Below are 21,977 nucleotides of genomic sequence, written 5' to 3'. Positions count from 1 at the left end.
GTGGCACCCCCCTCATGGATTAGAAGAACAACTCCTTAATCAATGCCGTTAAGAAAATGTTCGCAAGTGCGATTGGCAATAATACCTTCCAGCCAAACTCCATTAATTGATCGCCCCTGATACGTGGAAACGTAACGCGGAACCAAATTAAGAGAAAGACCACCGCGCTAAACTTTAAGGCAAACCATACAGCTCCAGGAATAAAACCAAGGAACATAACTGGATTCCATCCTCCTAGGAAGAGCACCGTAATGAGCGAAGCCATTCCAAAGAAGTATACATATTCAGAAAGCATAAAGAATGCCCAGCGAAACCCCGAATACTCTGTATGATATCCAGAAACAAGTTCCGATTCCGCCTCTGGTAAGTCAAACGGCGTCCGGTTCAACTCTGCAACCGCTGCGATTAAGAAAATTACAAAACCGATTGGCTGTGCGAAAATGTACCAAACCTTCTCCTGCGCCGCTACAATTTCATTTAAATTAAGACTGCCAGCTAATAAGACAACACCAATGACGCTCATTACAAGCGGAATTTCATAGGAAATCATTTGCGCTGCCGCACGCATCCCGCCTAAAAGTGAATATTTATTGTTTGATGCCCATCCCCCGGTCACAACACCAATCGTTGTAATCCCTGATACAGCAATATAGTAAAGAAGCCCGACTCCAATATCTGCAAACTGAAATTTATCCGTAAATGGAATGACTGCAAGCACCATAAAAGCTGGTGCAAATGCAATAACAGGTGCCAATATAAACAGCGGCTTATCTGCGGCTTTCGGAATGCTATCTTCTTTTAATAAAAGCTTTAAAACGTCAGCAACTGTTTGCAGTAAACCGAATCTGCCGCCGACCTGGTTCGGACCAATCCGCCCTTGCATAAATCCCATCACTTTTCGCTCTGCTAAAATCCCATATGTAACAAATCCAAGGACAGCAAATAAAAGAAGCACCGCTAACCCAAAAAAGATGAAAAAATTTGTCCAGCTTGCCGATGACTCTAAGAGCCGCTCTATCATCACCCATCAACCTCCCCAAGCACAATATCAACGCCACCTAAAATCGTAATTAAGTTCGCGATATTTTCGCCCTTCAAAAGCTTCGGTAAAATTTGAAGGTTGTAGAAAGATGGCCTGCGGAACTTTAAGCGATACGGCTCTTTCTTTCCTTCACTAGCAATATAACAGCCAATTTCTCCGCGCGGCGACTCGATCCGGACAAATACCTCGCCCTTTGGTGCCTTAATAATTTTCGGCACTTTCGCCAACACTGGCCCTTCTGATGGGAATTGCTCAGCCGCCTGCTCAATAATTTTGAGAGACTCCTCAATCTCCTCCATCCGACAAACGTAACGATCCCAAGCATCCCCCACGTTTCCTACCGGAATATCAAAATCAAAGCGATCATAAATAGAGTACGGTTCATCCTTGCGAAGATCCCACTTCACACCTGTGCAGCGTAAATTTGCCCCGCTAAGCGAATAAGAAAGCGCATCTTCCGCGCTATATATTCCAACGCCCTTCACACGATTCAAGAAAATTTCGTTTCCGCTCACAAGGTCGTGATAGCCTTTCAATTGCTCCCTCATATATGGAACAAACTCACGGACCTTTCGGATCCAGCCATCTGGAGCATCCCATTTTACACCGCCCACTCGCATGTAATTAAACGTTAGCCGCGCACCACAGAGTTCATTTAAGAGATTAATAATCATCTCCCTCTCCCGGAATGCATATAGAAACGGACTAACCGCTCCAATATCAAGAAGGTTTGTTCCCCACCAAACGAGGTGACTCGCAACGCGGCCAAGCTCCATTGCAAGTACTCGCAAATATTCTGCACGCTCTGGAATTTCAAGGCTCATCATTGTCTCAACAGCGTGACAAATCACATAGTTATTCGTCATCGCTGATAAATAGTCCATTCGATCTGTATAAGGAATAATTTGTGTATACTGCAAGCTCTCTGCGATTTTCTCTGTTCCACGGTGTAAATACCCAATGACAGGTGTAGCCTCCTTAATAATTTCCCCATCAATTTTAATAACAAGCCTAAATACACCGTGCGTACTCGGGTGCTGCGGTCCTACATTTAAAAGCATTTCTTCTGTACGGATCATAATGCTACACCTCCACATCCAAAGGCTCATAATCTTTTCGAAGCGGATAACCCGCCCAATCATCTGGCATTAAAATACGCGTTAAATTGGGATGACCTTCAAAGACAACACCAAGCAAATCATACGCTTCTCGCTCTGGCCAGTTCGCCCCGTGCCATAGCGGCGCAATCGATGCTACCCGCGGCGCCTCCCTATCTACCTTCACCTTCACTGCTACAGATTGACGCTTTCCATATGAAAACAAATGGACATACACTTCCATATGTGTAACGAAATCCGTCGCATGTAACTCCGACATATAATCAAAGGCAAGTCCTTCATGACACTTTAATAATTCCATCACTTCATAGTAATTCTTCGGCTCAACAACAAGCGTTGGTACATCTTTTGAAAGTTTATTAATATAGTAATCTACTAATGAATGTTCGCCTGTCTTCTCCTTAATAATCTTTACATAAGCATCTAAATATGGCTGATTCGGTGATGGTTCTTCCTGCTTCGGCTCTTCTTCCTTCTTACCCGCAGCACCTTTTGCCTTGGCAGCAGCTGCCGCCTTTGCTTTCGCCACTGCAATTGCCTTTGCCTTTTCATCGTTAGATGGCGCTCCGCCTTCTGTTGCTTTTTGTTTTGCCAACGCGGCTGCCTTCGCTTTTGCCCTTTCCTCTTCCGATATCGCTTCGCCTTCTGCTCCTTTCTGCTTTGCTAGCGCTGCCGCTTTTGCCTTTGCTGCTGCCGCGGCTTTCGCCTTCGCTTTTGCTTTTTCCTCTTCCGATATTGCCTCGCCTTCTGCTCCTTTCTGCTTTGCTAGCGCTGCCGCTTTTGCCTTTGCTGCTGCCGCGGCTTTCGCTTTCGCCTTTGCCCTTTCCTCTTCCGATATTGCCTCGCCTTCTGCTCCTTTCTGCTTTGCTAGCGCTGCCGCTTTTGCCTTTGCTGCTGCTGCGGCTTTCGCCCTTTCCTCTTCCGATATCGCTTCGCCTTTTGCTCCTTTCTGCTTTGCTAGTGCTGCCGCTTTTGCCTTTGCTGCTGCTGCGGCTTTCGCCTTCGCTTTTGCCCTTTCCTCTTCCGATATCGCTTCGCCTTCTGTTGCTTTCTGCTTCGCTAACGCTGCCGCCTTTGCTTTTGCTGCCTCTGCGGCAAGGCGTTTTGCTTCCTCTATATTTATCTCCGCCTCTTTTGGTAGCGCTTTCTCTTTTTCTTCTCCTTGTACCTCATCCTTAGACAGTTCCGCCTCATGCCTAGCAGCAAGTCGTTTCCGTGCTTCTTCTTTCGCATGTCTTGCCGCCTCTTTTTTCATGTCCTCTATCTCTTTATTCGGATCGCTCATCTATTCGTCACCTGCTTTCCAGTCTTTGCTTCGTAACGAATCTTCTCTTTTAATTTATTAATCCCATAAATTAAAGCAGCTGGGTTCGGGGGACATCCTGGAATGTACACATCTACCGGTACGATTTGGTCCACCCCTTTCACAACAGCATACGAGTTCACATACGGGCCACCAGCTGTTGCACAAGAACCCATTGCAATAACCCATTTCGGTTCTGGCATTTGATCGTATAAACGACGCACAATTGGTGCCATTTTCTTTGTTACTGTTCCTGAAACAATCATGACATCTGATTGCCTCGGCGATGTCCGGAAAAATGACCCAAACCGGTCTAGATCATAATGCGATGAGCCAACTCCCATCATTTCAATCGCGCAGCATGCAAGTCCAAATGTCATCGGCCATAAAGAATTACTACGCGCCCATCCTTTTATCTGTTCAAGTGTTGTAAAAAAGATATTTCTCTCTAATTCCACTCGTTCCCCTGGATGTAAATCTTCAAAATTTATAACCATTGTAACACCTTCTTTTTCCAAGCATAGGCCAAACCAATGAGCAACATAATGACAAAGATCAACATTTCAATAAGCGCGAACAAACCAAGCTTGTCATATGCGACAGCCCACGGATATAAAAATACAGTTTCCACATCAAAAATGACAAACAATAATGCAAAAATATAATAACGAGCATGAAAACGAACAGTTGCATCATGATAGGGTTCAATTCCGCTTTCGTACGTCGTTTCCTTTGCTGCACTTGGTTTATGTGGGCGCAGCAGCTTGCCTAATGTAAGAGCCACTACCGGCAGTAATATGCCCAATAGTAAAAAGATGCCAACAATCATATAACTATTTTCATATACATTTGCCACCCTGAAGCCCTCCCCCCTAAATTAAGAACAAGTTCACTTAGTAAACAATATGTCTCACCTGCATTATTTATTATTTTTAAATTTTTCTAAATAATGCGATTATTTATTATTATAACAAACTTCAAATTCCCATGTCGATATATTGGGAAAAAGAAAAACCAAGTAACTAGAGGATGACTTCGCTCTATGTTGCTTGGTTTACAGCAATTATAATTAATTTCACTCTCACAAAAAAACTAGCACGAATGATTAATTTCATGCTAGTCGGTTTTTTAAAAAGTAGTATCTTCTTTTTTATAATATTTCTTTGAAATTTCCTTATAAAACGCAGCAGATGTCGTGTAAAAATATGGAGCTAACCATAGGAAACCAATTCCTAAATAAAGATGCTATGCTTTCTCTGATACATACTGATAAAAATGAGCAGTCGTTGTACTAATATATGGACAGAGCCAAAGCAACCCAAACCCGAAAGGAATCATCGCTAATATTCCCCAACCAATGAAACTAAGCCATAAAAGGAATAAATCCATTTTATGTCCTTTCATTATTTTTTTACTTTCTTTCATCGCTTGTAAAACACCATATTCCGGATTGTCTATCATAACATAATAAGTCATCACATATGAAAAGGATGCAATAATAATGACAATAAATGAAACAAATAATAAAACAAAAAATGCGATTGCTGATCCTTCCCCAGCACCCCCTGTCTCATCTCCTAACAAACCGACAATAATTAATAGCACGAAAGGAATCCATATTCCAGAATATAAAAAGATTAAAATCATCGCCTTTGCAGCATTCATCATTCTTCTAAAGCCGCGAAAACCTTCAAATAAAGCATCTATTGTAGCACCTTTTCTCCTGCTAATATTTAAAAACACATTCGTGTAACCATACGCTGTAATACCATATGACATAAGACTCATAAGACTCATAAACATCATAAGTCCATACAAAATAACGAAAGTAACCGTAAAGCCGATTGTCACCGTTTCCCCTTCAAATAAATCGATAGAATCACCAAGTAACATAAATAAGAGAACAAAAGGAATAATAACAATAAGAGTTGCAAACAGTGATAGAATATAACTTAAAATACCATATAACAGTGTTGAACCTACGCCAAGCCCCCATTTTCCCCTTAATGACTGTAAAGCTTCTCGTTTCATTTCACCAATCACTTTCTCATCTCCTTTTCTAATCACAGTTGTAAAGCGTTTCCCTAGATATATTCAGAATAATCATACCATTTTTAGGGATTTTTTTTCATTATATAATTAGATTTTGATATAACAAAGTCTAAAAAAGAAAGCGTTGTTACCCATAAGTTATAAAAAAAATCCGTAAAGGAATGAACCTTTACGGATTTTTTTTATTTCATATCAGAAACGTTCAAACGGTTTACTGCACGCTGCAGCGCCAGTTCTGCACGCTTGAAGTCAACATGTACTTGTTTATCTTGCATACGTTGCTCAGCACGGCGCTTCGCTTCGTTTGCACGATGAATATCGATATGGTTTGCTTCTTCAGCAGATGGTGCTAATACTGTTACTTTATCTGGACGAACTTCGATAAAGCCACCGCTTACTGCTACATAATCAGTGTGACCGCCATTTTTCAAACGAACCGCACTAATTTTCAGCGGTGCAACAGTTGGAATGTGACCTGATAAGATCCCCATTTCCCCACTTTCTGCCTTCACGCTTACCATTTCTACTTCTTTTTCGTAAACCGGTCCATCAGGAGTTACAATACTGACTGGAAATGTCTTCATAATTCGTCCCTCCTAAGGCCTTACGCCATCATTTTCTTCGCGTTTTCAATAACTTCTTCAATACTACCAACAAGACGGAATGCATCTTCTGGAAGGTCATCATATTTTCCTTCTAGAATTTCTTTGAAACCACGAACTGTTTCTTTTACAGGTACGTAAGAACCTTTTTGACCTGTAAATTGCTCCGCTACGTGGAAGTTTTGTGATAAGAAGAACTGAATGCGACGAGCACGTTGTACAACTAACTTATCTTCTTCAGAGATCTCATCCATACCTAAGATAGCGATGATATCTTGAAGCTCTTTATAACGTTGAAGAGTTTGCTGTACTTGACGAGCTACTTCATAATGCTCTTCTCCTACGATTTCTGGAGAAAGTGCACGAGATGTAGATGCTAATGGATCTACCGCTGGGTAAATACCCATTTGTGTTAAACGACGCTCTAAGTTTGTTGTTGCATCTAAGTGAGCGAACGTTGTAGCTGGTGCTGGGTCAGTATAGTCATCGGCTGGTACATATACCGCTTGGATAGACGTGATAGACCCTTTATTTGTAGATGTAATACGTTCTTGTAATTGACCCATTTCTGTTGCAAGTGTTGGCTGATAACCTACCGCAGATGGCATACGACCAAGAAGGGCAGATACTTCAGAACCCGCTTGCGTGAAACGGAAGATGTTATCGATGAACAATAGTACGTCTTGTCCTTGCTCATCACGGAAATGTTCAGCCATTGTTAAACCTGTTAATGCAACACGTTGACGTGCACCAGGTGGCTCGTTCATTTGTCCGAATACCATCGCAGTTTTCTTGATTACGCCAGAATCGCTCATTTCATGGTATAAGTCGTTACCTTCACGAGTACGCTCACCTACACCAGCGAATACAGAGATACCACCGTGCTCTTGTGCGATGTTGTTAATTAATTCCTGAATTAATACTGTTTTACCTACACCGGCACCACCGAATAGACCGATTTTACCACCTTTAATGTAAGGAGCAAGTAAGTCTACTACTTTAATACCAGTTTCAAGAATTTCTACTTTTGTAGATAACTCTTCGAATGCAGGTGCTTGACGGTGAATTGGATCACGGCGTACATCTGCTGGAACCTCACCATCTAAGTCAATTGCATCACCTAATACGTTAAATACACGACCAAGTGTTGCATCACCAACTGGAACAGAAATCGCTTTGCCAGTATCTTCTACTGCAGTACCACGAACAAGTCCGTCTGTGGAAGACATCGCAACTGTACGAACTGTATCATCACCTAAGTGAAGTGCAACTTCTAAAGTTAAGTTAACTGCGTCTTGTTTAATTCTAAGGGCATTGTAGATTTCAGGTAGCTTTCCGCCGTCAAACTTAACGTCTACAACCGGACCCATGATTTGCGTAACGCGCCCTTTATTCATCGGGTTCCCTCCTAGCTTTCTTTAAATTAGCCAGCTTTCTATGAGAGTCGGCTTTCATTTTTTATTAGTATAGCTTGGGCGACTCTTCCAAAAGAGCCGCTTCCGCTTTTTATTAATCTAGCTCCAGCGGTTAGAATGCTCGGTGACTTCGCTCTTTCCTGCGAGGCAAAGAGCGCCTCTACGTCAAAAGCTCCATCCCCCTCCCATTCTGAACGAACCGCTTCCGCCTTATATTACTATTCTAACGCTGCTGCGCCACCAACGATTTCCGTAATCTCTTGCGTAATCGCTGCTTGACGAGCACGGTTGAATGAAAGTGTAAGTGAATCGATAACTTCCATCGCGTTGTCTGTAGCACTTTTCATTGCTGTCATACGCGCTGCGTGTTCACTTGCTTTACCGTCTAGTAATGCACCGTACACTAAGCTTTCTGCGTATTGTGGCAATAACACTTTTAAGATATCTTCTTCAGAAGGTTCAAATTCATAAGCTGTCGTCGGTTTGTCAGACGTCACTTCCGTAAGCGGTAAAATTTTATTTTCCGTTACTTCTTGTGAAATTTTACTTACAAAATGATTGTAGTAAATGTACAGTTCATCATAAGCACCATCTGCGAACATCGCGATTGCTCGAGAAGCAAGGTCTTTAACATCTGTAAATGATGGGTGGTCAGATAATCCAACTACTTCATCAATAATGTTAAAGCCGCGACGTTTTAAATAATCACGTCCTAGTCGTCCAAGCACAATAATTGAATATTGGTTTGAATCCATATTATGACGTTCACGAATTACGTTACTTACTGTACGTAATACGTTACTGTTATAACCACCTGCTAGTCCGCGATCAGATGTAATAACGATGTATCCTGTACGTTTTACAGGACGCGCTGTTAGCATTGGATGATTGATCCCTTTGCTACCTTGCGCAATACTCGCTACTACTTCTTGAATCTTTTCCATATACGGAACGAAAGATTTAGCATTTTGCTCTGCACGACTTAACTTCGATGCAGATACCATCTCCATCGCTTTCGTAATTTGACTCGTTTTCTTAGTCGAGTTAATTTTCGCTTTTATATCGCGTAAAGATGCCACAGGTTTTCACCACCTTTTTTCCGGAAGTTGGCTCGATTAGTAAGAATCCTTTTCGTTCATCTTTCTAATCTACATTGCAAGATATTCTTGCTCATGATTGAAGGAAAAGAATAGGTGCACCTACTCTTTTCCTCTACATAACCGTCAGCAATTCCTGTAAGAATTGCCTGTTTATATAATCTAGTTTCAGCGGCAGAAGCCGCTTCCGCTTTTTATTATTCAGAAGCTACGAATACTTTTTTGAATCCGTTGATTGCTGCTGCAAATTTGTCGTCATCCGCAAGTTTCTTTGTTGTGCGAATTTCACTTAATAGCTCAGCTGCATTTGAATCTAACCAAGCATGGAATTCTTCTTCAAAACGAGTGATATCCGCTACTGGAATATCATCTAAGAATCCACGTGTTAAAGCGTAAAGAATAATAACTTGTTTCTCTACTCGTAACGGCTTGTGTAATCCTTGTTTTAATACTTCAACTGTGCGAGCACCACGGTTTAATTTCGCTTGTGTTGCTTTATCAAGGTCAGAACCGAACTGAGCGAACGCTTCTAACTCACGATAAGACGCAAGGTCAAGACGAAGTGTACCTGATACTTTACTCATCGCTTTAATCTGAGCAGATCCACCAACACGAGATACTGAAGTACCTGCATCAATCGCTGGACGTACGCCAGAGAAGAATAAATCAGATTGTAAGAAGATTTGTCCATCTGTAATAGAGATTACGTTTGTTGGAATGTAAGCTGATACGTCCCCTGCTTGTGTTTCGATGAAAGGTAGAGCTGTTAAAGAACCGCCGCCTCTTGCATCACTTAATTTTGCCGCACGCTCTAGTAAGCGAGAATGTAAGTAGAATACATCCCCTGGATATGCTTCACGACCTGGAGGACGACGTAATAGTAATGAAAGCTCACGGTAAGCAGCTGCTTGTTTTGATAAGTCATCATATACTACTAATACGTGTTTACCATTGTACATGAACTCTTCACCCATTGTTACACCAGCATAAGCAGCTAAGTATAATAATGGAGCTGGTTGAGAAGCTGATGCAGTTACAACGATTGTGTATTCTAACGCACCGTGCTTACGTAGTGTTTCTACTACGTTACGTACTGTAGATTCTTTTTGTCCAATTGCAACGTAGATACAAATCATATCTTCATCTTTTTGATTTAAGATTGTATCAAGTGCAACTGCTGTTTTACCAGTTTGACGGTCACCGATGATTAACTCACGTTGACCACGACCGATTGGTACAAGAGCATCGATCGCTTTAATACCTGTTTGAAGTGGCTCATGAACAGATTTACGATCCATTACACCTGGTGCTGGACTTTCGATTGGACGAGTGCTTGTTGTATTGATTGGGCCTAAACCATCTACTGGTTGACCTAATGGGTTTACAACACGACCGATTAGTTCTTTTCCTACTGGCACTTGCATGATGCGACCAGTACGACGAACTTCGTCACCTTCACGGATTTCTGTGTAAGGTCCTAAAATAATGATACCTACGTTATTTTCCTCTAAGTTTTGTGCTAGTCCCATAACGCCGTTAGAGAACTCTACAAGTTCACCAGCCATAACGTTATCTAGACCATGAGCACGCGCGATACCGTCACCAACTTGGATAACTGTACCAACATCGCTAACTTCGATTTCAGACTGATAGTTCTCAATTTGTTGCTTTATCAGTGCGCTAATTTCTTCAGCTCTGATGCTCATGTGCTTCACCCCTATCTATTCTTCATAAGTTCACGCTGAATACGTGCTAATTTTCCTTGTAAACTACCATCATAAATGCGATTTCCAATGCGTACTTTAATGCCGCCTAGTAAATCTTCATCTACAACATTTTTTATACGGATTGCATCTTTTCCTGTTCTTTTTGCAAATGATTCTGCAATGTTAAGCTTTTCATCTTCTGATAGAAGACGAACTGAATATACAGTTGCATCAGCTACGTTACGTTCTTCATTTGCAAGAGCAACATATTCATTTGCAATTTCAGGTAGAATTTCAATACGTTTGTTATCAACTAAAATATATAACGTATTTAAAATTGATTCAGAAACAGAAGCAAACACGTTAGAAAGAAACGTTTTTTTCTGCTCCTTTGAAATGTTTGGTTGTGTTAAAAAGCTATGTAGTTCTCCGTTTTTTACAAAAACGTTTTGTACAAGGCGTAATTCTTCCTCAAACATTTCTAATACGTGTTTTTCTTTTGCAATTTGAAAAAGAGCGACAGCATAACGTTTTGCTACAATCTCATTGCTCATCGCGCTTCTCCTACTTCTTTAATATAATCGCGAATTAACTTCACTTGGTCTTCTTCTTTTAATTCTTTCTCAATTACTTTAGAAGCAATTTGAACAGATAAAGAAGCGACTTGTTCTTGCAGAGCAGCAATCGCATGCTCTTTTTCGCGTTGAATTTCTTGTACAGCAGATGCTTTAATAGATTCTGCTTCTTCTTTTGCAGCAGCAACAATAACATCTTTTTGATCTTCTGCTTGCTTTTTCGCTCTTTCGATTAACTCTTGTGCTTCAACACGTGATTGTTTTAACATTTCACGTTGTTCTTCTACTAATTTCTTCGCCTCTGCATTGTTTTGTTCTGCAGCATCGATTTCACTAGCAACATGCTCTTCACGTTCCTTCATAATTCCCATCAAAGGACCCCAAGCAAATTTACGTAGCATGATTAATAAAATTAGGAAAACTAACAATGTATAAGCAATCGTTCCAAATGGAATGGCAGCTCCTAAAATTAAAGTTGGCACAAGGATTCACTCCCTTCGTGATATCTAAATTGACTATATGAAAAAAAAGACAACCATTTCGTTCATAAAGCAATGGCGAAGAAAGTCCAAAAACACTCTTCGCCATCTATGTAAGGGGAGTCTCCCTTATTTGTTCATTACGATGAATGCAATAACTACACCGATGATTGGAAGTGCCTCAACTAATGCAACCCCGATGAACATAATTGTTTGAAGTGCGCCTTTTAATTCTGGTTGACGAGCAACACCTTCGATTGTACGTGATACGATAAGACCGTTACCAATACCTGCACCTAATGCTGATAAACCAATTGCAATTGCAGCTGCGATTACACCTAAACTCATTTAATTTGTCCTCCTTTGTATTATAAAAAAATAGATTTTTTTACTTACTTATTAAAGTATATTAATGGTCATGACTTACTTTATGAGCCATATAAACCATCGTTAACATTGTAAAGATAAACGCTTGGATTGAACCAACGAATACACTGAATCCCATCCATGCTAACATCGGCACAATAGCGCCTAATGCTCCAAGTACTGTACTTCCGCCTAATTTAGCAAGTAATCCTAATAAAATCTCACCAGCATAGATGTTACCGAATAGACGAAGACCTAACGTTAATGTGTTAGCAAATTCCTCAATAACCTTTAAAGGAAATAAGAACTTCATAGGTTGGAAAAATCCTTTTAAGTATTCTTTTGTACCCTTCATCTTAATTCCATAATAATGGGTGAGGGTAACTACCATCACGGCTAATGTTAATGTAACTGCTGGGTCAGACGTTGGCGATCTCCACCATGCAATGTGTTCACCAGCCTCAGTTGTTGAATACATGAATGGTAGGCCGAGCATGTTTGATACGAAAATAAACATCATAAGTGTAACGCCGAGTGTTAAAAAGCGTCCACCTGTTTTCCAGTCCATCGTACTGTTAATAATCCCTTTCGCAAAGTCTAAAATCCACTCAAGAAAGTTTTGCATTCCTGTTGGACGAAGAGCTAATGTGCGAGTTCCAATAACAGCGATTAAGAAAACAATAATTGCTGCCACAGTAACCATCATGACTGAGGACAAATCGAACGTTAAACCTAGAAATTCAACTAATTTACCGTGTTCCACTAGTAATTCACCTCTCTTCCCTGCTCTTATACTCTAAATAAAGAAAATCTATGATCATGACAAGATATCCTGTCAGCAATCCTACACCTAAGCTCCACATCGCAATTAAATGCTGATATTTCGCGGCAAATAAAATTAATAACCCAATCGTGGCAAATCTCGAATATGTACTAACAGCCGTCGCTTTAAATTTCACGTGTTCTCCATTTGTAACGCGATCTAATAGCTTGTCTGTTCTACGTGCAATGATGCGCAAACTAAGAAAACTGAAAATCGTTCCGATAATCAGTCCAAGAAATACATCCTTGTAAGAGGTAAATCCCCATCCTAGCACTAGAAGCGCAAGCAAGTAGTACATATATTTCTTTTGTCTGTGGACAAGTCCATGTACGTCTATCATCATTGCTCTCCCGAATAGTAATGTCGAATGAGTCGAATCATTGCGTAAATCCCTGTTCCTAATCCTAGCAATAAGCCTATAATAAGAAACAACGGAAACGTTCCAACCTTACTATCAATCCATTGCCCACCAAAAATTCCAACAAGAATGGAACCAACTAATTGAGCAAGAATACCTGACATTAAAGCATAAGCTTTTACCGGGTTGCGATCGTTTTTTTGCAAGGATTCATCCCTCCAATATGTAACCCTCATTCACGATGTGTTAATAATAACTCATTTTCTTGCATAAATTCTATACAAAATAAAAAGTTTACTTTTTCGTCACGGAATAGATGCAAATTTGTCACTGAAAGCCCTACCATCCATCCCCGTAGTTAGCATACAATAGGGTATTAGCACTGTCAACGAGAAATCGTAAAAAATCAAAAAATTTGAGTATTAGTAATTTCTTGCCAAAAATGAAAACGTTCCCCTTCTAAATACTGGTCAAAGATATCTGATTCCTTCAAGTTTTCTCCTTATAATAGAAGAAAAAGTTCACAAGTTTGTCACGATTATATTTTTACGATATAACGTTTTTCTTCTATAATATAGGGCTTATTAGACGTTTGACTTCTATATTATATGTGAAAAATATGCAAGTTATGTTGCATATACAAAAAATACCACACTCCTCCCCTGCCCTCAATATTTATACAAAAAAGACGAGTGGGGAATTCCCTCTCGTCTGTTGTCTTACTTCGTTCCAAATAAACGGTCACCAGCATCGCCAAGACCTGGAACAACATAACCATGGTCATTTAATTTTTCATCTAATGCCGCCACATAAATATCAACATCAGGATGTTCTTCTTGTACTACTTTTACTCCTTCTGGTGCAGCTACGATACACATTAATTTAATTTGCTTCGCACCGCGCTTTTTCAGAGAGTTAATTGCTTCAGCTGCAGAACCACCTGTTGCTAACATCGGATCAAGTACGATAAAGTCACGTTCTTCTACATCCGTTGGAAGTTTCACATAGTATTCTACCGGTTGCAATGTTTTTGGGTCACGGTATAAACCAACGTGTCCTACTTTTGCTGCTGGGATTAATTTCAGAATTCCGTCTACCATTCCTAAGCCTGCACGTAAAATCGGAATTAGACCAAGCTTTTTACCAGCGATCACTTTTGTTTTCGCTTTGCTTACAGGTGTTTCAATTTCGATTTCTTCAAGTGGAAGATCGCGTGTAATTTCAAATGCCATTAAGCTTGCTACTTCATCCACTAATTCACGAAATTCTTTTGTACCTGTATTTTTATCGCGAATATATGTAATCTTATGTTGAATTAACGGGTGATCAAATACATACAGTTTTCCCATGTGAATCTCTCCTTCAGATGATATTCATGCGTGCGTACACGCCGTTTTACACTATTTACGATTGTAAAGAAAACGCTACTAATATTCAAGGGCAAATTTGGAAAAGTTTCAAATCTATTATGAACCTACCTAATATCTTTACCAATTATGGAAATCGTATCCTTCATTATATATCCAAAAATTATTCATTGTTTGTATACATACTTCGGAAGTTATCTATGTTCTCACTTAGCTAACCCGCTCTCCTATGTGAAAATATCCAAATTTCACTACCTTAAAACCCATTTATCCTGCCACTCGCAGACAGAGAAAACTACAATTTCATATCTTCTACGGTAGAAACTATCACTTATAGAAGGTATTCTGAAAAACTATCTATTAAGAGCTTGTGTTTCAAATGAAAAAAAGACTGCTGAAACAATATATGCTTCAGCAGTCTTCATCTAATCTATTATAGATCTGTATACATTGGGAACTTATCTGTTAATGCTTCTACACGCTTACGTGCTTCTTCTAATGCAACTTTATCCTCATGATTTTTTAACGTATGAGCAATAATTGCTGCAATTTCATCCATTTCTTCTAATCCGAAGCCACGAGATGTTACCGCCGCTGTACCAATACGTACGCCGCTTGTTACAAATGGGCTTGCTGTTTCAAATGGGATTGTGTTCTTGTTTACAGTAATACCAACTTCATCTAATACATGCTCTGCAACTTTACCTGTAATATCTAGGTTACGAACATCGATTAAGATAAGATGGTTGTCCGTTCCACCAGAAACAAGTGTAAGTCCTTCCTTTTGAAGACCTTCTGCTAAGCGCTGTGCATTATTAATGATATTTTGTGCATATGTTTTAAAGTCTTCTTGAAGTGTCTCACCAAATGCAACAGCTTTCGCAGCAATTACGTGCATTAGTGGTCCACCTTGAATACCAGGGAAGATTGATTTATCAATTTGCTTTGCAAATTTTTCTTCACATAAAATCATACCGCCACGTGGGCCACGTAATGTTTTATGTGTTGTTGTTGTAACGAAATGTGCATGTGGTACTGGGTTTGGATGTAAACCTGCTGCAACTAAACCTGCGATATGTGCCATATCTACCATTAAGTATGCACCAACTTCGTCTGCGATTTCACGGAATCTCTTGAAATCGATAACACGAGGGTACGCACTTGCACCTGCAACGATTAATTTTGGCTTATGTTCTTTTGCTTTTGCTAACACATCATCATAATTGATGCGGTGTGATTCAGCATCAACGCCATATTCTACGAAATTATATTGTACCCCACTAAAGTTAACAGGGCTTCCGTGTGTTAAGTGACCACCGTGGGATAAATTCATACCAAGTACTGTATCGCCTTGCTCTAAAATCGTGAAGTATACAGCCATGTTCGCTTGTGCACCAGAGTGTGGTTGAACGTTCACATGCTCTGCGCCAAAGATTTCTTTTACGCGATCACGTGCAATATCCTCTACTACGTCTACATGCTCACAACCGCCATAGTAACGTTTACCAGGATATCCTTCTGCATACTTGTTTGTTAAAACAGAACCTTGTGCTTCCATTACAGCTTCACTTACGAAGTTTTCTGAGGCAATTAATTCAATTTTTGAACGCTGTCTTCCTAGTTCTGCTTCAATTGCAGCAAATACCTTTTCATCTTGACGTTTTAAATGATCCACCAAAATCCCCCTTTTCTGAACGAATTACACTGATTCCCGATAGTTTTTTCTTATTTATTGAGAAAAAACGAAAATTCAAGTTGTAATTCTTTAGAACCTTCATGTTTTCAACTACATTCTAACATGACTTTCTATATCATAAAAGAAAAAAAGACCGAGTTCGGTCTTTTCTTTTATCCTTTACGAAGTCAGACTACATACCTCTTTACATGTTATATAAAGGATACAGTATTTCTGTTTCTTCTTTATTTTTAGCTACAAGTAACTGTTTCTTCTACTGCCGCATATACAGCACGTGCCCCACCAATAAGTTTCGCACGTGTTTTAGCCATCGTTACGTGTGCACTTCCAATCTCTTTTACACGTGTACGAATTGGAACCGCAACATGTTTTAGATGCATACCAATAAATGTATCACCGATATCCATGCCCGCATCTGCTTTTATAAATTCCACGACTACAGGATCCTTTAGATTGTGATAGGCATATGTTGCTAATGCACCACCGGCTGATCTAACAGGCGTAACAGTTACAATTTCAAATTGATACTTCATTGCCACTTCTCTCTCTACTACTAAAGCACGATTTAAATGCTCACAACATTGGAATGCCAACTCTATACCAGCTTGCTCTTGAAATTGTTTTAGCTCAAAAAAAATCGCTTCCGCCACTTCCATCGTTCCTGATGTCCCAATTCTCTCTCCGAGCACCTCGCTCGTGCTACAGCCCACTACAAAAATTTGCCCGCTTTGTAAAGAAGCTTGCTCTTGAAAATCAGAAAGCGATATTTGTAGCTGCTCTTTCATTTTTACTATTTCCGTCATGACGCCTCTTCCTTTCACAGATTGGTTCAACAAATTATAGTATGTCCTAATAGAAGATTACTTCGCTTCGTATGTTTTAATTTTCCCTACGCGATTTTCGTGACGTCCGCCTTCATAATCAGTTGTTAGCCAAATTTTTGCGATATCACGCGCTAAACCAGCACCAATTACACGCTCACCCATCGCTAACATATTCGTATCATTATGTTCTCTTGTTGCTCTTGCACTAAATGTATCATGTACTAACGCACAGCGAATACCGTGTACTTTATTTGCTGCAATTGACATACCAATGCCTGTTCCACAAATTAAAATACCACGGTCTACTTCACCATTTGCAACCATTTCTGCCGCTGGAAATGCAAAATCAGGATAATCAACAGAACCTGCTTCACATTCACATCCTAAATCAACATATTCAATATTCAATTCTTCTAATAAACTTACGATTTCTTTGCGGATATTCATTCCACCGTGATCAGATGCTACTACTACTTTCATTTTGACCCCTCCAAAATTTTAGTGAAACTTCTATCAAGTAGGATTACTTATCCCCACTGATGAATGATTGCAAAAGTTTGATACTCACTTGCTCATTCCAAGCAAGATCATCTCCAATATCGTATTATACACGAAACATTAACCTTCTGAATATTTTTCCAATAAAGTTTGTACAAGTTTTTCCATCTCTACTAATGTTGATTGATAAATAGAAAGAGAACCGCCAAACGGGTCTGAAATATCTTTACTTGTACCCTCTACAAATTCATAGAATGTATGCACTTTCTCCCTAGCACTCGGATGATATTCAACCACAAGTTGTTTATGGCTTTCCGTCATCGTGAGTACCATATCAGCCCACTCAAGTAATTCATTCGTTATTTGCTGCGAAGCATGCGCTACTTTAATCCCCTTTTCTGCTAATGCATCTTTTGCATGTAAAGATGCATCACTTCCAAAACTGGCAAAAACACCAGCAGACTTCGCCTCAAATTTCCCTTCCCCATAGTGACGAAGCAACGCTTCTGCCATTGGGCTACGACATGTATTTCCAGTGCAAACAAACAACACTCGCTTCATCCAAATCCACTCCTTATGGTGAATGTCCTACATTCATCATAACGTACATTACAATGGAACAAAAGAAATGTGAACATACAAAAGGCGCATTTCCCTTTTATTTTTTCTAAGAGAAATACGCCTTATCCACATATATGTGAAACCCTAGTTCCAAGTACCTTCAATATAGTACCATACATCACTAAAACATCCCACGAAAAAAACTTATGACTAAATAAAATAAGGAATCCATTTCATATAAAATGGATTCCTTACAAAAAATCATTATTTCATTGTAACTTTCATTACTTCTGTTGAACCTTTTGTAGCTGAAACACCTACAGTTGTATTAATAGATTCAGCTGCATCTGTATTTGTAATAACAATTGGAGTAATTGTGCTTTTTGCTTTTTCGCGAATTAATTCTAAATCGAAAGAAATTAATTTATCGCCAGCTTTCACAGCTTGTCCTTCAGATACGTGAGCTTCGAAACCTTCGCCTTCCATTTTTACAGTTTCTAAACCAACATGGATTAAAATTTCTGTACCGTTTTTCGCTTTAATTCCAACAGCATGTTTTGTGTGGAATAATTGTACGATTTCGCCATCTACTGGTGATACAACTACACCTTCAGTGGGAACGATTGCAACACCGTCGCCCATCATACGACCAGCGAATACTGGATCTGGTACTTCTTCAATATTTTTCACTTCTCCAGTTAATGGAGCTACGAGTGTTTCTACATTTGTTTTTGAACCAAGGCCAAATAATTTTTTAAACATAGGATAGTCCTCCTTATAATTAGGTTGAAAATGTATAGGGCAATCCCTAGTAAAGATTGAGATACACGTAAGACTTCATACTTCAAATATTATATTGTAAAAACGCTTTCGAAAAGAATTACGTTATTACCAATAGACCCTTATTGTATCGCTTTGCAAAATTCCAGTCAATTCAGATTGTCTGAATAACAATTATGAGAATTAACTTCTTACTTGTATTTTCTCCTCCGCTCGTCTAGAGGTCTTTACAACATATTTATTTTTTATTATTGATTTGTAAAATTTTCTTCAAATTTTATAAGAAAGTAACTTGACTAAAGTAAGTAACTCATTTATTATAACTTACATAAGGTAAGTAAATAACTTTTTGGAGGTTTTATAAATGATGAACATCGGTCTTCTTCTTATTCGTCTTGTTATCGGAATTACATTCATGGGTCACGGTACTCAAAAATTATTTGGCTGGTTTGGTGGTCACGGTCTGAAAGGAACAGGCGGCTGGATGGAATCAATCGGCTTACGCCCTGGCGTATTCATGGCATTTATGGCTGGCGCAACTGAGCTATTAGGTGGTTTCTTATTCGCTGCAGGTATCTTCACTTGGGTTGGCTCATTATTTATCGTTGGTACAATGCTAGTTGCAATCTTTACTGTACACGGAAAAAATGGCTACTGGGTAACACAAAACGGGTTTGAATATAACATGATCTTAATCGCTATTGCAGTTGGCGTTGCGTTAACTGGACCTGGCGCTTACGTTTTACTTTAATCAGTTATCTCAATTTCAAGATATATAAGTGCAAATTGAAAAAAACTTTTTTTAGGTGGGAGAGACCATCCGGCCATGCATAGAAGCGGTCAGATCCTTTTCCAGCCCCATGCCAAGTGAAAACAAAGCGAGAAAATGAGTGCAGATCATCTTTTATTCTTCATAGCCGCGACTTATATGTTGAAAAATCAAAATGTATTTATATATTTATTAATGATAGGAGTAGATTCCAAGCTGGAATCTACTCCTATTCTTTTTTCTCATTTACAAAAACCGTCAAAAAAATATTTTTTTAGCAGGAGTTTCCCTCCATTATCTTGTAAACAAACAAAGAAGTATTCATATCGAGGAAGGGAGATTACAAATATGCTTTCGATTAATCCAAACGAACAAACAGAAAAAGATAATTACAAATTATTAACAGGGAGTATCATTCCGCGCCCTGTAGCATTCGTAACTTCTGTAACAAAAGATGGTGTTTTAAACGGGGCTCCATATAGCTATTTTAATATCGTTGCTGCTAATCCGCCGCTCATTTCTGTTTCCGTACAACGTAAAGGAGGAGAAAGAAAAGATACTTCTCGAAACGCCATTGAAAAAGGTGAATTTGTTGTACATATTTCCGACGAATCCTATGTGGAGGCCATCAACGAAACCGCTGCAAACCTCCCTCCAAATCAAAGTGAAATTGAATTAGCGAAACTAACCCCGATCGAAAGTGATGTCATCTCTGTACCGGGCGTAAAAGAAGCGAATATTCGAATGGAATGCGTATTAGAACGCGCCATCCCACTAGGTGGAACAGAAGACTCCCCAGCATGTGACCTTCTTATCGGCCGCGTTGTCCGGTTCCACGTCGCAGAACATTTATATGAAAACGGACGAATTCATGCAGAAGGACTAAAACCAGTAAGCCGCCTAGCAGGACACAACTACGCAAAATTAGGAGAACAATTTGAGCTTGTAAGGCCAATTTAAAAGTGGCGACAGCTCGTTCATTCCACAACAAAAAATCCCCCGCCATTATAAGCGGGGGATTTTTTTTATATTTCTTCACGCTTTTCTTCTAGCGTAGGCGCATTTTCCTTCTTCGGTTTTCCAAGCTTTACAACAAAGAAATATAAAGAGAGCAATGTAATAAGAAAAACGATAAAAAATGGATACGGCGAATAAAACATACGAGCCGTATCTGTTTTTCCCTCAATAAATTTTAAAGAACTTATATCTAAAAACTCAGCAAACATTTGTACACCGAGCATACTAAACCAAAATACGAAAAAGCTAATAATAATACCCAAAATTTGTTTTACTCTTGTCACTTGTACCATCCCTTCTATGTATAAGAGTTAGAGTTATTTTTAGTGCGACAAGCAATAATAGAAACAGTAAGGTTGTACAGGAAAGAGGATTCCGTTACCATTCCCAATTTCATTTCATCCAGCAAAGTACTACTATTTATAAAATAGCCCCGTAAACAATAAACCTACATAACTATCTTGATAAAAATGTCAAAAACTAAATGTACCATTTATGATAGCAAGATTATATTGGAAAAAGAAGACATAATCCAAACCCAACAAGAATAATACCGCCGAGTACTTCACCATATGTACCGAGCATATGCTTTGCATGTCTTCCAATAAGTAAACCACCCCATGCTAATATCATACTGATCAATCCAAACATCAATATTGTTACAACCATTTGCGCTCCGTAAATCCCGAGGCTGAGCCCAACTGAAAAGCTATCTATACTTACACTAAATGCAAATACCAATAAGCTAATTCCTACCGGAGCAGACCTTGTTTCTTCACTTTCTAAAATGGAAGAATACACAATATAAAATCCTAATCCAATTAACAGAATAGCCCCAGCAACAGTCGCAATATGCCCAAATTTCTCTGATAAAAAACGACCTAGTATCATACCGAGAAACGGCATAACAATATGAAACAGCCCTATTGTCATACCGATATAAATGATTTGTCGCATTCTGAGCGTTATCATACCCATGCCGAGGCTTACAGAAAATGCATCCATCCCTAAGGCAAATGCCATTATAATCAAAGGTACTAGTTGTTCAACCGTCATCCATGTCCCTCCTCGGACTTGCTACTTCACAATATGCTCATCCGAGGAGAAATAGAATCTACGAAATTTTTCTGTATAAAGTGAAACTTTAATCAGTGGGAGTTTTCTTCATCCCCCACTGATTATTAGCCCCACTAATCGGACTTTTACAGGATACATCCATTTCAATTATCCAACATTCACATTAGGGCTATGAAAACAAAAGGTAACCCGCGCTCGTTCTCTCCTTCTGGTTTCACTCGGCATGGGACCAAAAAAAGCACTGACCGCTTCTATGCATGAGCGGATCCTCTCTTCCAACTTAAAAAATGGAATACCTCGTTTTTCAATTTGTATTTACACAAACTAAAACTTTCACCGCATACTCCCATTTTCATTATCCAACACTCACATTACGGGCTATGAAAACAAAAGGTAACCCGCGCTCGTTCTCTCCTTCTGGTTTCACTCGGCATGGGGCCAAAAAAAACACT

General features: G+C 39.4%; 27 protein-coding genes. 2 read left to right on the top strand and 25 right to left on the bottom strand.

Annotated elements, in window-relative coordinates; translation table 11 throughout:
- Nucleotides 1-19: 19 nt before the first annotated feature.
- From nuoH to JDS96_RS00025, 23 genes are all read right to left on the bottom strand, one after another.
- Nucleotides 20-1,021 (bottom strand): NADH-quinone oxidoreductase subunit NuoH, encoded by a 1,002-nt coding sequence (nuoH, locus tag JDS96_RS00135; RefSeq protein WP_018764933.1) that lies wholly within the window; start codon nt 1,019-1,021, stop codon nt 20-22.
- A complete protein-coding gene (nuoD, locus tag JDS96_RS00130; RefSeq protein WP_199665685.1) occupies nt 1,021-2,121 on the bottom strand; it encodes an NADH-quinone oxidoreductase subunit NuoD in 1,101 nt (366 codons plus the stop codon). Before nuoD ends, nuoH begins: the two co-directional genes overlap by 1 nt.
- Before the next feature lie 4 nt (nt 2,122-2,125).
- The gene (locus JDS96_RS00125; protein ID WP_199665684.1) at nt 2,126-3,445 is read right to left on the bottom strand and encodes an NADH-quinone oxidoreductase subunit C; all 1,320 of its coding nucleotides are present in this window, start codon (nt 3,443-3,445) and stop codon (nt 2,126-2,128) included.
- Nucleotides 3,442-3,960 carry an NADH-quinone oxidoreductase subunit NuoB gene (nuoB, locus tag JDS96_RS00120; RefSeq protein WP_199665683.1) on the bottom strand — a complete coding sequence of 173 codons (519 nt, stop codon included), beginning with the start codon at nt 3,958-3,960 and terminating at the stop codon, nt 3,442-3,444. Before nuoB ends, JDS96_RS00125 begins: the two co-directional genes overlap by 4 nt.
- A complete protein-coding gene (locus JDS96_RS00115) occupies nt 3,951-4,319 on the bottom strand; it encodes an NADH-quinone oxidoreductase subunit A (protein WP_199665682.1) in 369 nt (122 codons plus the stop codon). The genes nuoB and JDS96_RS00115 overlap by 10 nt, the downstream gene beginning before the upstream one ends.
- Before the next feature lie 389 nt (nt 4,320-4,708).
- The gene (locus JDS96_RS00110; RefSeq protein WP_199665681.1) at nt 4,709-5,506 is read right to left on the bottom strand and encodes a DUF975 family protein; all 798 of its coding nucleotides are present in this window, start codon (nt 5,504-5,506) and stop codon (nt 4,709-4,711) included.
- Nucleotides 5,507-5,697: 191 nt separating this feature from the next.
- Nucleotides 5,698-6,099 carry a F0F1 ATP synthase subunit epsilon gene (gene atpC / locus JDS96_RS00105; RefSeq protein WP_006096652.1) on the bottom strand — a complete coding sequence of 134 codons (402 nt, stop codon included), beginning with the start codon at nt 6,097-6,099 and terminating at the stop codon, nt 5,698-5,700.
- 20 nt (nt 6,100-6,119) lie between these two features.
- Nucleotides 6,120-7,514: a F0F1 ATP synthase subunit beta gene (gene atpD / locus JDS96_RS00100; protein WP_006096653.1), complete on the bottom strand. Its 1,395-nt coding sequence runs from the start codon at nt 7,512-7,514 to the stop codon at nt 6,120-6,122.
- A gap of 236 nt (nt 7,515-7,750) precedes the next feature.
- Nucleotides 7,751-8,611, bottom strand: coding sequence for a F0F1 ATP synthase subunit gamma (gene atpG, locus JDS96_RS00095; protein ID WP_003202288.1), 861 nt, complete (start codon nt 8,609-8,611; stop codon nt 7,751-7,753).
- Between the two features lie 215 nt (nt 8,612-8,826).
- Nucleotides 8,827-10,335 carry a F0F1 ATP synthase subunit alpha gene (atpA, locus tag JDS96_RS00090; protein ID WP_006096654.1) on the bottom strand — a complete coding sequence of 503 codons (1,509 nt, stop codon included), beginning with the start codon at nt 10,333-10,335 and terminating at the stop codon, nt 8,827-8,829.
- Between the two features lie 11 nt (nt 10,336-10,346).
- A complete protein-coding gene (locus JDS96_RS00085) occupies nt 10,347-10,889 on the bottom strand; it encodes a F0F1 ATP synthase subunit delta (RefSeq protein ID WP_018764928.1) in 543 nt (180 codons plus the stop codon).
- Nucleotides 10,886-11,392: a F0F1 ATP synthase subunit B gene (gene atpF / locus JDS96_RS00080; RefSeq protein WP_003202282.1), complete on the bottom strand. Its 507-nt coding sequence runs from the start codon at nt 11,390-11,392 to the stop codon at nt 10,886-10,888. The genes JDS96_RS00085 and atpF overlap by 4 nt, the downstream gene beginning before the upstream one ends.
- A 126-nt stretch (nt 11,393-11,518) precedes the next feature.
- On the bottom strand, nt 11,519-11,737 hold the full coding sequence (gene atpE, locus JDS96_RS00075; RefSeq protein ID WP_000052064.1) for a F0F1 ATP synthase subunit C: 219 nt from the start codon (nt 11,735-11,737) through the stop codon (nt 11,519-11,521).
- A 61-nt stretch (nt 11,738-11,798) separates the two neighbouring features.
- Complete coding sequence (gene atpB, locus JDS96_RS00070; protein WP_033796583.1) at nt 11,799-12,518, bottom strand: F0F1 ATP synthase subunit A; 720 nt, start codon at nt 12,516-12,518, stop codon at nt 11,799-11,801.
- A 7-nt stretch (nt 12,519-12,525) separates the two neighbouring features.
- Complete coding sequence (locus JDS96_RS00065) at nt 12,526-12,918, bottom strand: ATP synthase subunit I (protein ID WP_003202279.1); 393 nt, start codon at nt 12,916-12,918, stop codon at nt 12,526-12,528.
- Nucleotides 12,918-13,142: an AtpZ/AtpI family protein gene (locus JDS96_RS00060; RefSeq protein ID WP_001171217.1), complete on the bottom strand. Its 225-nt coding sequence runs from the start codon at nt 13,140-13,142 to the stop codon at nt 12,918-12,920. Before JDS96_RS00060 ends, JDS96_RS00065 begins: the two co-directional genes overlap by 1 nt.
- A 26-nt stretch (nt 13,143-13,168) precedes the next feature.
- Nucleotides 13,169-13,282 (bottom strand): DUF4024 domain-containing protein, encoded by a 114-nt coding sequence (locus tag JDS96_RS00055; RefSeq protein WP_003202277.1) that lies wholly within the window; start codon nt 13,280-13,282, stop codon nt 13,169-13,171.
- A gap of 373 nt (nt 13,283-13,655) precedes the next feature.
- Nucleotides 13,656-14,285 carry a uracil phosphoribosyltransferase gene (gene upp, locus JDS96_RS00050; RefSeq protein WP_003202275.1) on the bottom strand — a complete coding sequence of 210 codons (630 nt, stop codon included), beginning with the start codon at nt 14,283-14,285 and terminating at the stop codon, nt 13,656-13,658.
- A 451-nt stretch (nt 14,286-14,736) separates the two neighbouring features.
- On the bottom strand, nt 14,737-15,978 hold the full coding sequence (gene glyA, locus JDS96_RS00045) for a serine hydroxymethyltransferase (protein WP_199665680.1): 1,242 nt from the start codon (nt 15,976-15,978) through the stop codon (nt 14,737-14,739).
- Nucleotides 15,979-16,229: 251 nt separating this feature from the next.
- The gene (locus tag JDS96_RS00040) at nt 16,230-16,802 is read right to left on the bottom strand and encodes a TIGR01440 family protein (protein WP_018764926.1); all 573 of its coding nucleotides are present in this window, start codon (nt 16,800-16,802) and stop codon (nt 16,230-16,232) included.
- A 57-nt stretch (nt 16,803-16,859) separates the two neighbouring features.
- Nucleotides 16,860-17,303, bottom strand: a complete 444-nt coding sequence (gene rpiB / locus JDS96_RS00035) for a ribose 5-phosphate isomerase B (protein ID WP_003202270.1) — start codon at nt 17,301-17,303, stop codon at nt 16,860-16,862.
- A gap of 138 nt (nt 17,304-17,441) precedes the next feature.
- Entirely contained in the window at nt 17,442-17,882 is a 441-nt protein-coding gene (locus JDS96_RS00030) for a low molecular weight protein arginine phosphatase (RefSeq protein WP_033796585.1), read from the bottom strand.
- A gap of 264 nt (nt 17,883-18,146) precedes the next feature.
- Nucleotides 18,147-18,644, bottom strand: coding sequence for a PTS sugar transporter subunit IIA (locus JDS96_RS00025; RefSeq protein WP_003202266.1), 498 nt, complete (start codon nt 18,642-18,644; stop codon nt 18,147-18,149).
- 382 nt (nt 18,645-19,026) lie between these two features.
- On the opposite strand from JDS96_RS00025, the gene JDS96_RS00020 reads away from it, so the two are divergent.
- Together JDS96_RS00020 and JDS96_RS00015 are read left to right on the top strand one after the other, a co-directional pair.
- The gene (locus tag JDS96_RS00020) at nt 19,027-19,413 is read left to right on the top strand and encodes a DoxX family protein (RefSeq protein WP_018781179.1); all 387 of its coding nucleotides are present in this window, start codon (nt 19,027-19,029) and stop codon (nt 19,411-19,413) included.
- 366 nt (nt 19,414-19,779) lie between these two features.
- The gene (locus JDS96_RS00015) at nt 19,780-20,391 is read left to right on the top strand and encodes a flavin reductase family protein (protein WP_003202262.1); all 612 of its coding nucleotides are present in this window, start codon (nt 19,780-19,782) and stop codon (nt 20,389-20,391) included.
- A gap of 65 nt (nt 20,392-20,456) precedes the next feature.
- Here JDS96_RS00015 and JDS96_RS00010 read toward each other — a convergent pair whose 3' ends face one another.
- Both JDS96_RS00010 and JDS96_RS00005 read right to left on the bottom strand, forming a co-directional pair.
- Nucleotides 20,457-20,732, bottom strand: a complete 276-nt coding sequence (locus JDS96_RS00010) for a DUF3935 domain-containing protein (RefSeq protein ID WP_018764923.1) — start codon at nt 20,730-20,732, stop codon at nt 20,457-20,459.
- A 223-nt stretch (nt 20,733-20,955) separates the two neighbouring features.
- Nucleotides 20,956-21,504, bottom strand: a complete 549-nt coding sequence (locus JDS96_RS00005) for a manganese efflux pump MntP (RefSeq protein WP_199665679.1) — start codon at nt 21,502-21,504, stop codon at nt 20,956-20,958.
- Nucleotides 21,505-21,977: the final 473 nt, after the last annotated feature.

It is taken from the genome of Bacillus cereus group sp. N21 (assembly GCF_016483395.1).
In the GTDB taxonomy this organism is placed as follows: Bacteria; Bacillota; Bacilli; order Bacillales; family Bacillaceae_G; genus Bacillus_A; species Bacillus_A pseudomycoides.
The sequence above is the reverse complement of the archived record's forward strand: the minus strand, read 5'-3'. Positions and strand labels throughout refer to the sequence as shown.

Excerpts from the sequence above, each read along its gene's own strand:
- atpA (WP_006096654.1), bottom strand. The coding sequence starts at position 10,335 with ATGAGCATCAGAGCTGAAGAAATTAGCGCACTGATAAAGCAACAAATT.
- JDS96_RS00005 (WP_199665679.1), bottom strand. The coding sequence starts at position 21,504 with ATGACGGTTGAACAACTAGTACCTTTGATTATAATGGCATTTGCCTTA.
- JDS96_RS00030 (WP_033796585.1), bottom strand. The coding sequence starts at position 17,882 with ATGAAGCGAGTGTTGTTTGTTTGCACTGGAAATACATGTCGTAGCCCA.
- JDS96_RS00065 (WP_003202279.1), bottom strand. The coding sequence starts at position 12,918 with ATGATAGACGTACATGGACTTGTCCACAGACAAAAGAAATATATGTAC.
- atpE (WP_000052064.1), bottom strand. The coding sequence starts at position 11,737 with ATGAGTTTAGGTGTAATCGCAGCTGCAATTGCAATTGGTTTATCAGCA.
- atpD (WP_006096653.1), bottom strand. The coding sequence starts at position 7,514 with ATGAATAAAGGGCGCGTTACGCAAATCATGGGTCCGGTTGTAGACGTT.
- nuoB (WP_199665683.1), bottom strand. The coding sequence starts at position 3,960 with ATGGTTATAAATTTTGAAGATTTACATCCAGGGGAACGAGTGGAATTA.
- JDS96_RS00125 (WP_199665684.1), bottom strand. The coding sequence starts at position 3,445 with ATGAGCGATCCGAATAAAGAGATAGAGGACATGAAAAAAGAGGCGGCA.
- atpC (WP_006096652.1), bottom strand. The coding sequence starts at position 6,099 with ATGAAGACATTTCCAGTCAGTATTGTAACTCCTGATGGACCGGTTTAC.
- JDS96_RS00020 (WP_018781179.1), top strand. The coding sequence starts at position 19,027 with ATGATGAACATCGGTCTTCTTCTTATTCGTCTTGTTATCGGAATTACA.
- JDS96_RS00085 (WP_018764928.1), bottom strand. The coding sequence starts at position 10,889 with ATGAGCAATGAGATTGTAGCAAAACGTTATGCTGTCGCTCTTTTTCAA.
- nuoH (WP_018764933.1), bottom strand. The coding sequence starts at position 1,021 with ATGATAGAGCGGCTCTTAGAGTCATCGGCAAGCTGGACAAATTTTTTC.
- rpiB (WP_003202270.1), bottom strand. The coding sequence starts at position 17,303 with ATGAAAGTAGTAGTAGCATCTGATCACGGTGGAATGAATATCCGCAAA.
- JDS96_RS00055 (WP_003202277.1), bottom strand. The coding sequence starts at position 13,282 with ATGGTAGGGCTTTCAGTGACAAATTTGCATCTATTCCGTGACGAAAAA.
- JDS96_RS00025 (WP_003202266.1), bottom strand. The coding sequence starts at position 18,644 with ATGTTTAAAAAATTATTTGGCCTTGGTTCAAAAACAAATGTAGAAACA.
- JDS96_RS00015 (WP_003202262.1), top strand. The coding sequence starts at position 19,780 with ATGCTTTCGATTAATCCAAACGAACAAACAGAAAAAGATAATTACAAA.
- JDS96_RS00040 (WP_018764926.1), bottom strand. The coding sequence starts at position 16,802 with ATGACGGAAATAGTAAAAATGAAAGAGCAGCTACAAATATCGCTTTCT.
- upp (WP_003202275.1), bottom strand. The coding sequence starts at position 14,285 with ATGGGAAAACTGTATGTATTTGATCACCCGTTAATTCAACATAAGATT.
- nuoD (WP_199665685.1), bottom strand. The coding sequence starts at position 2,121 with ATGATCCGTACAGAAGAAATGCTTTTAAATGTAGGACCGCAGCACCCG.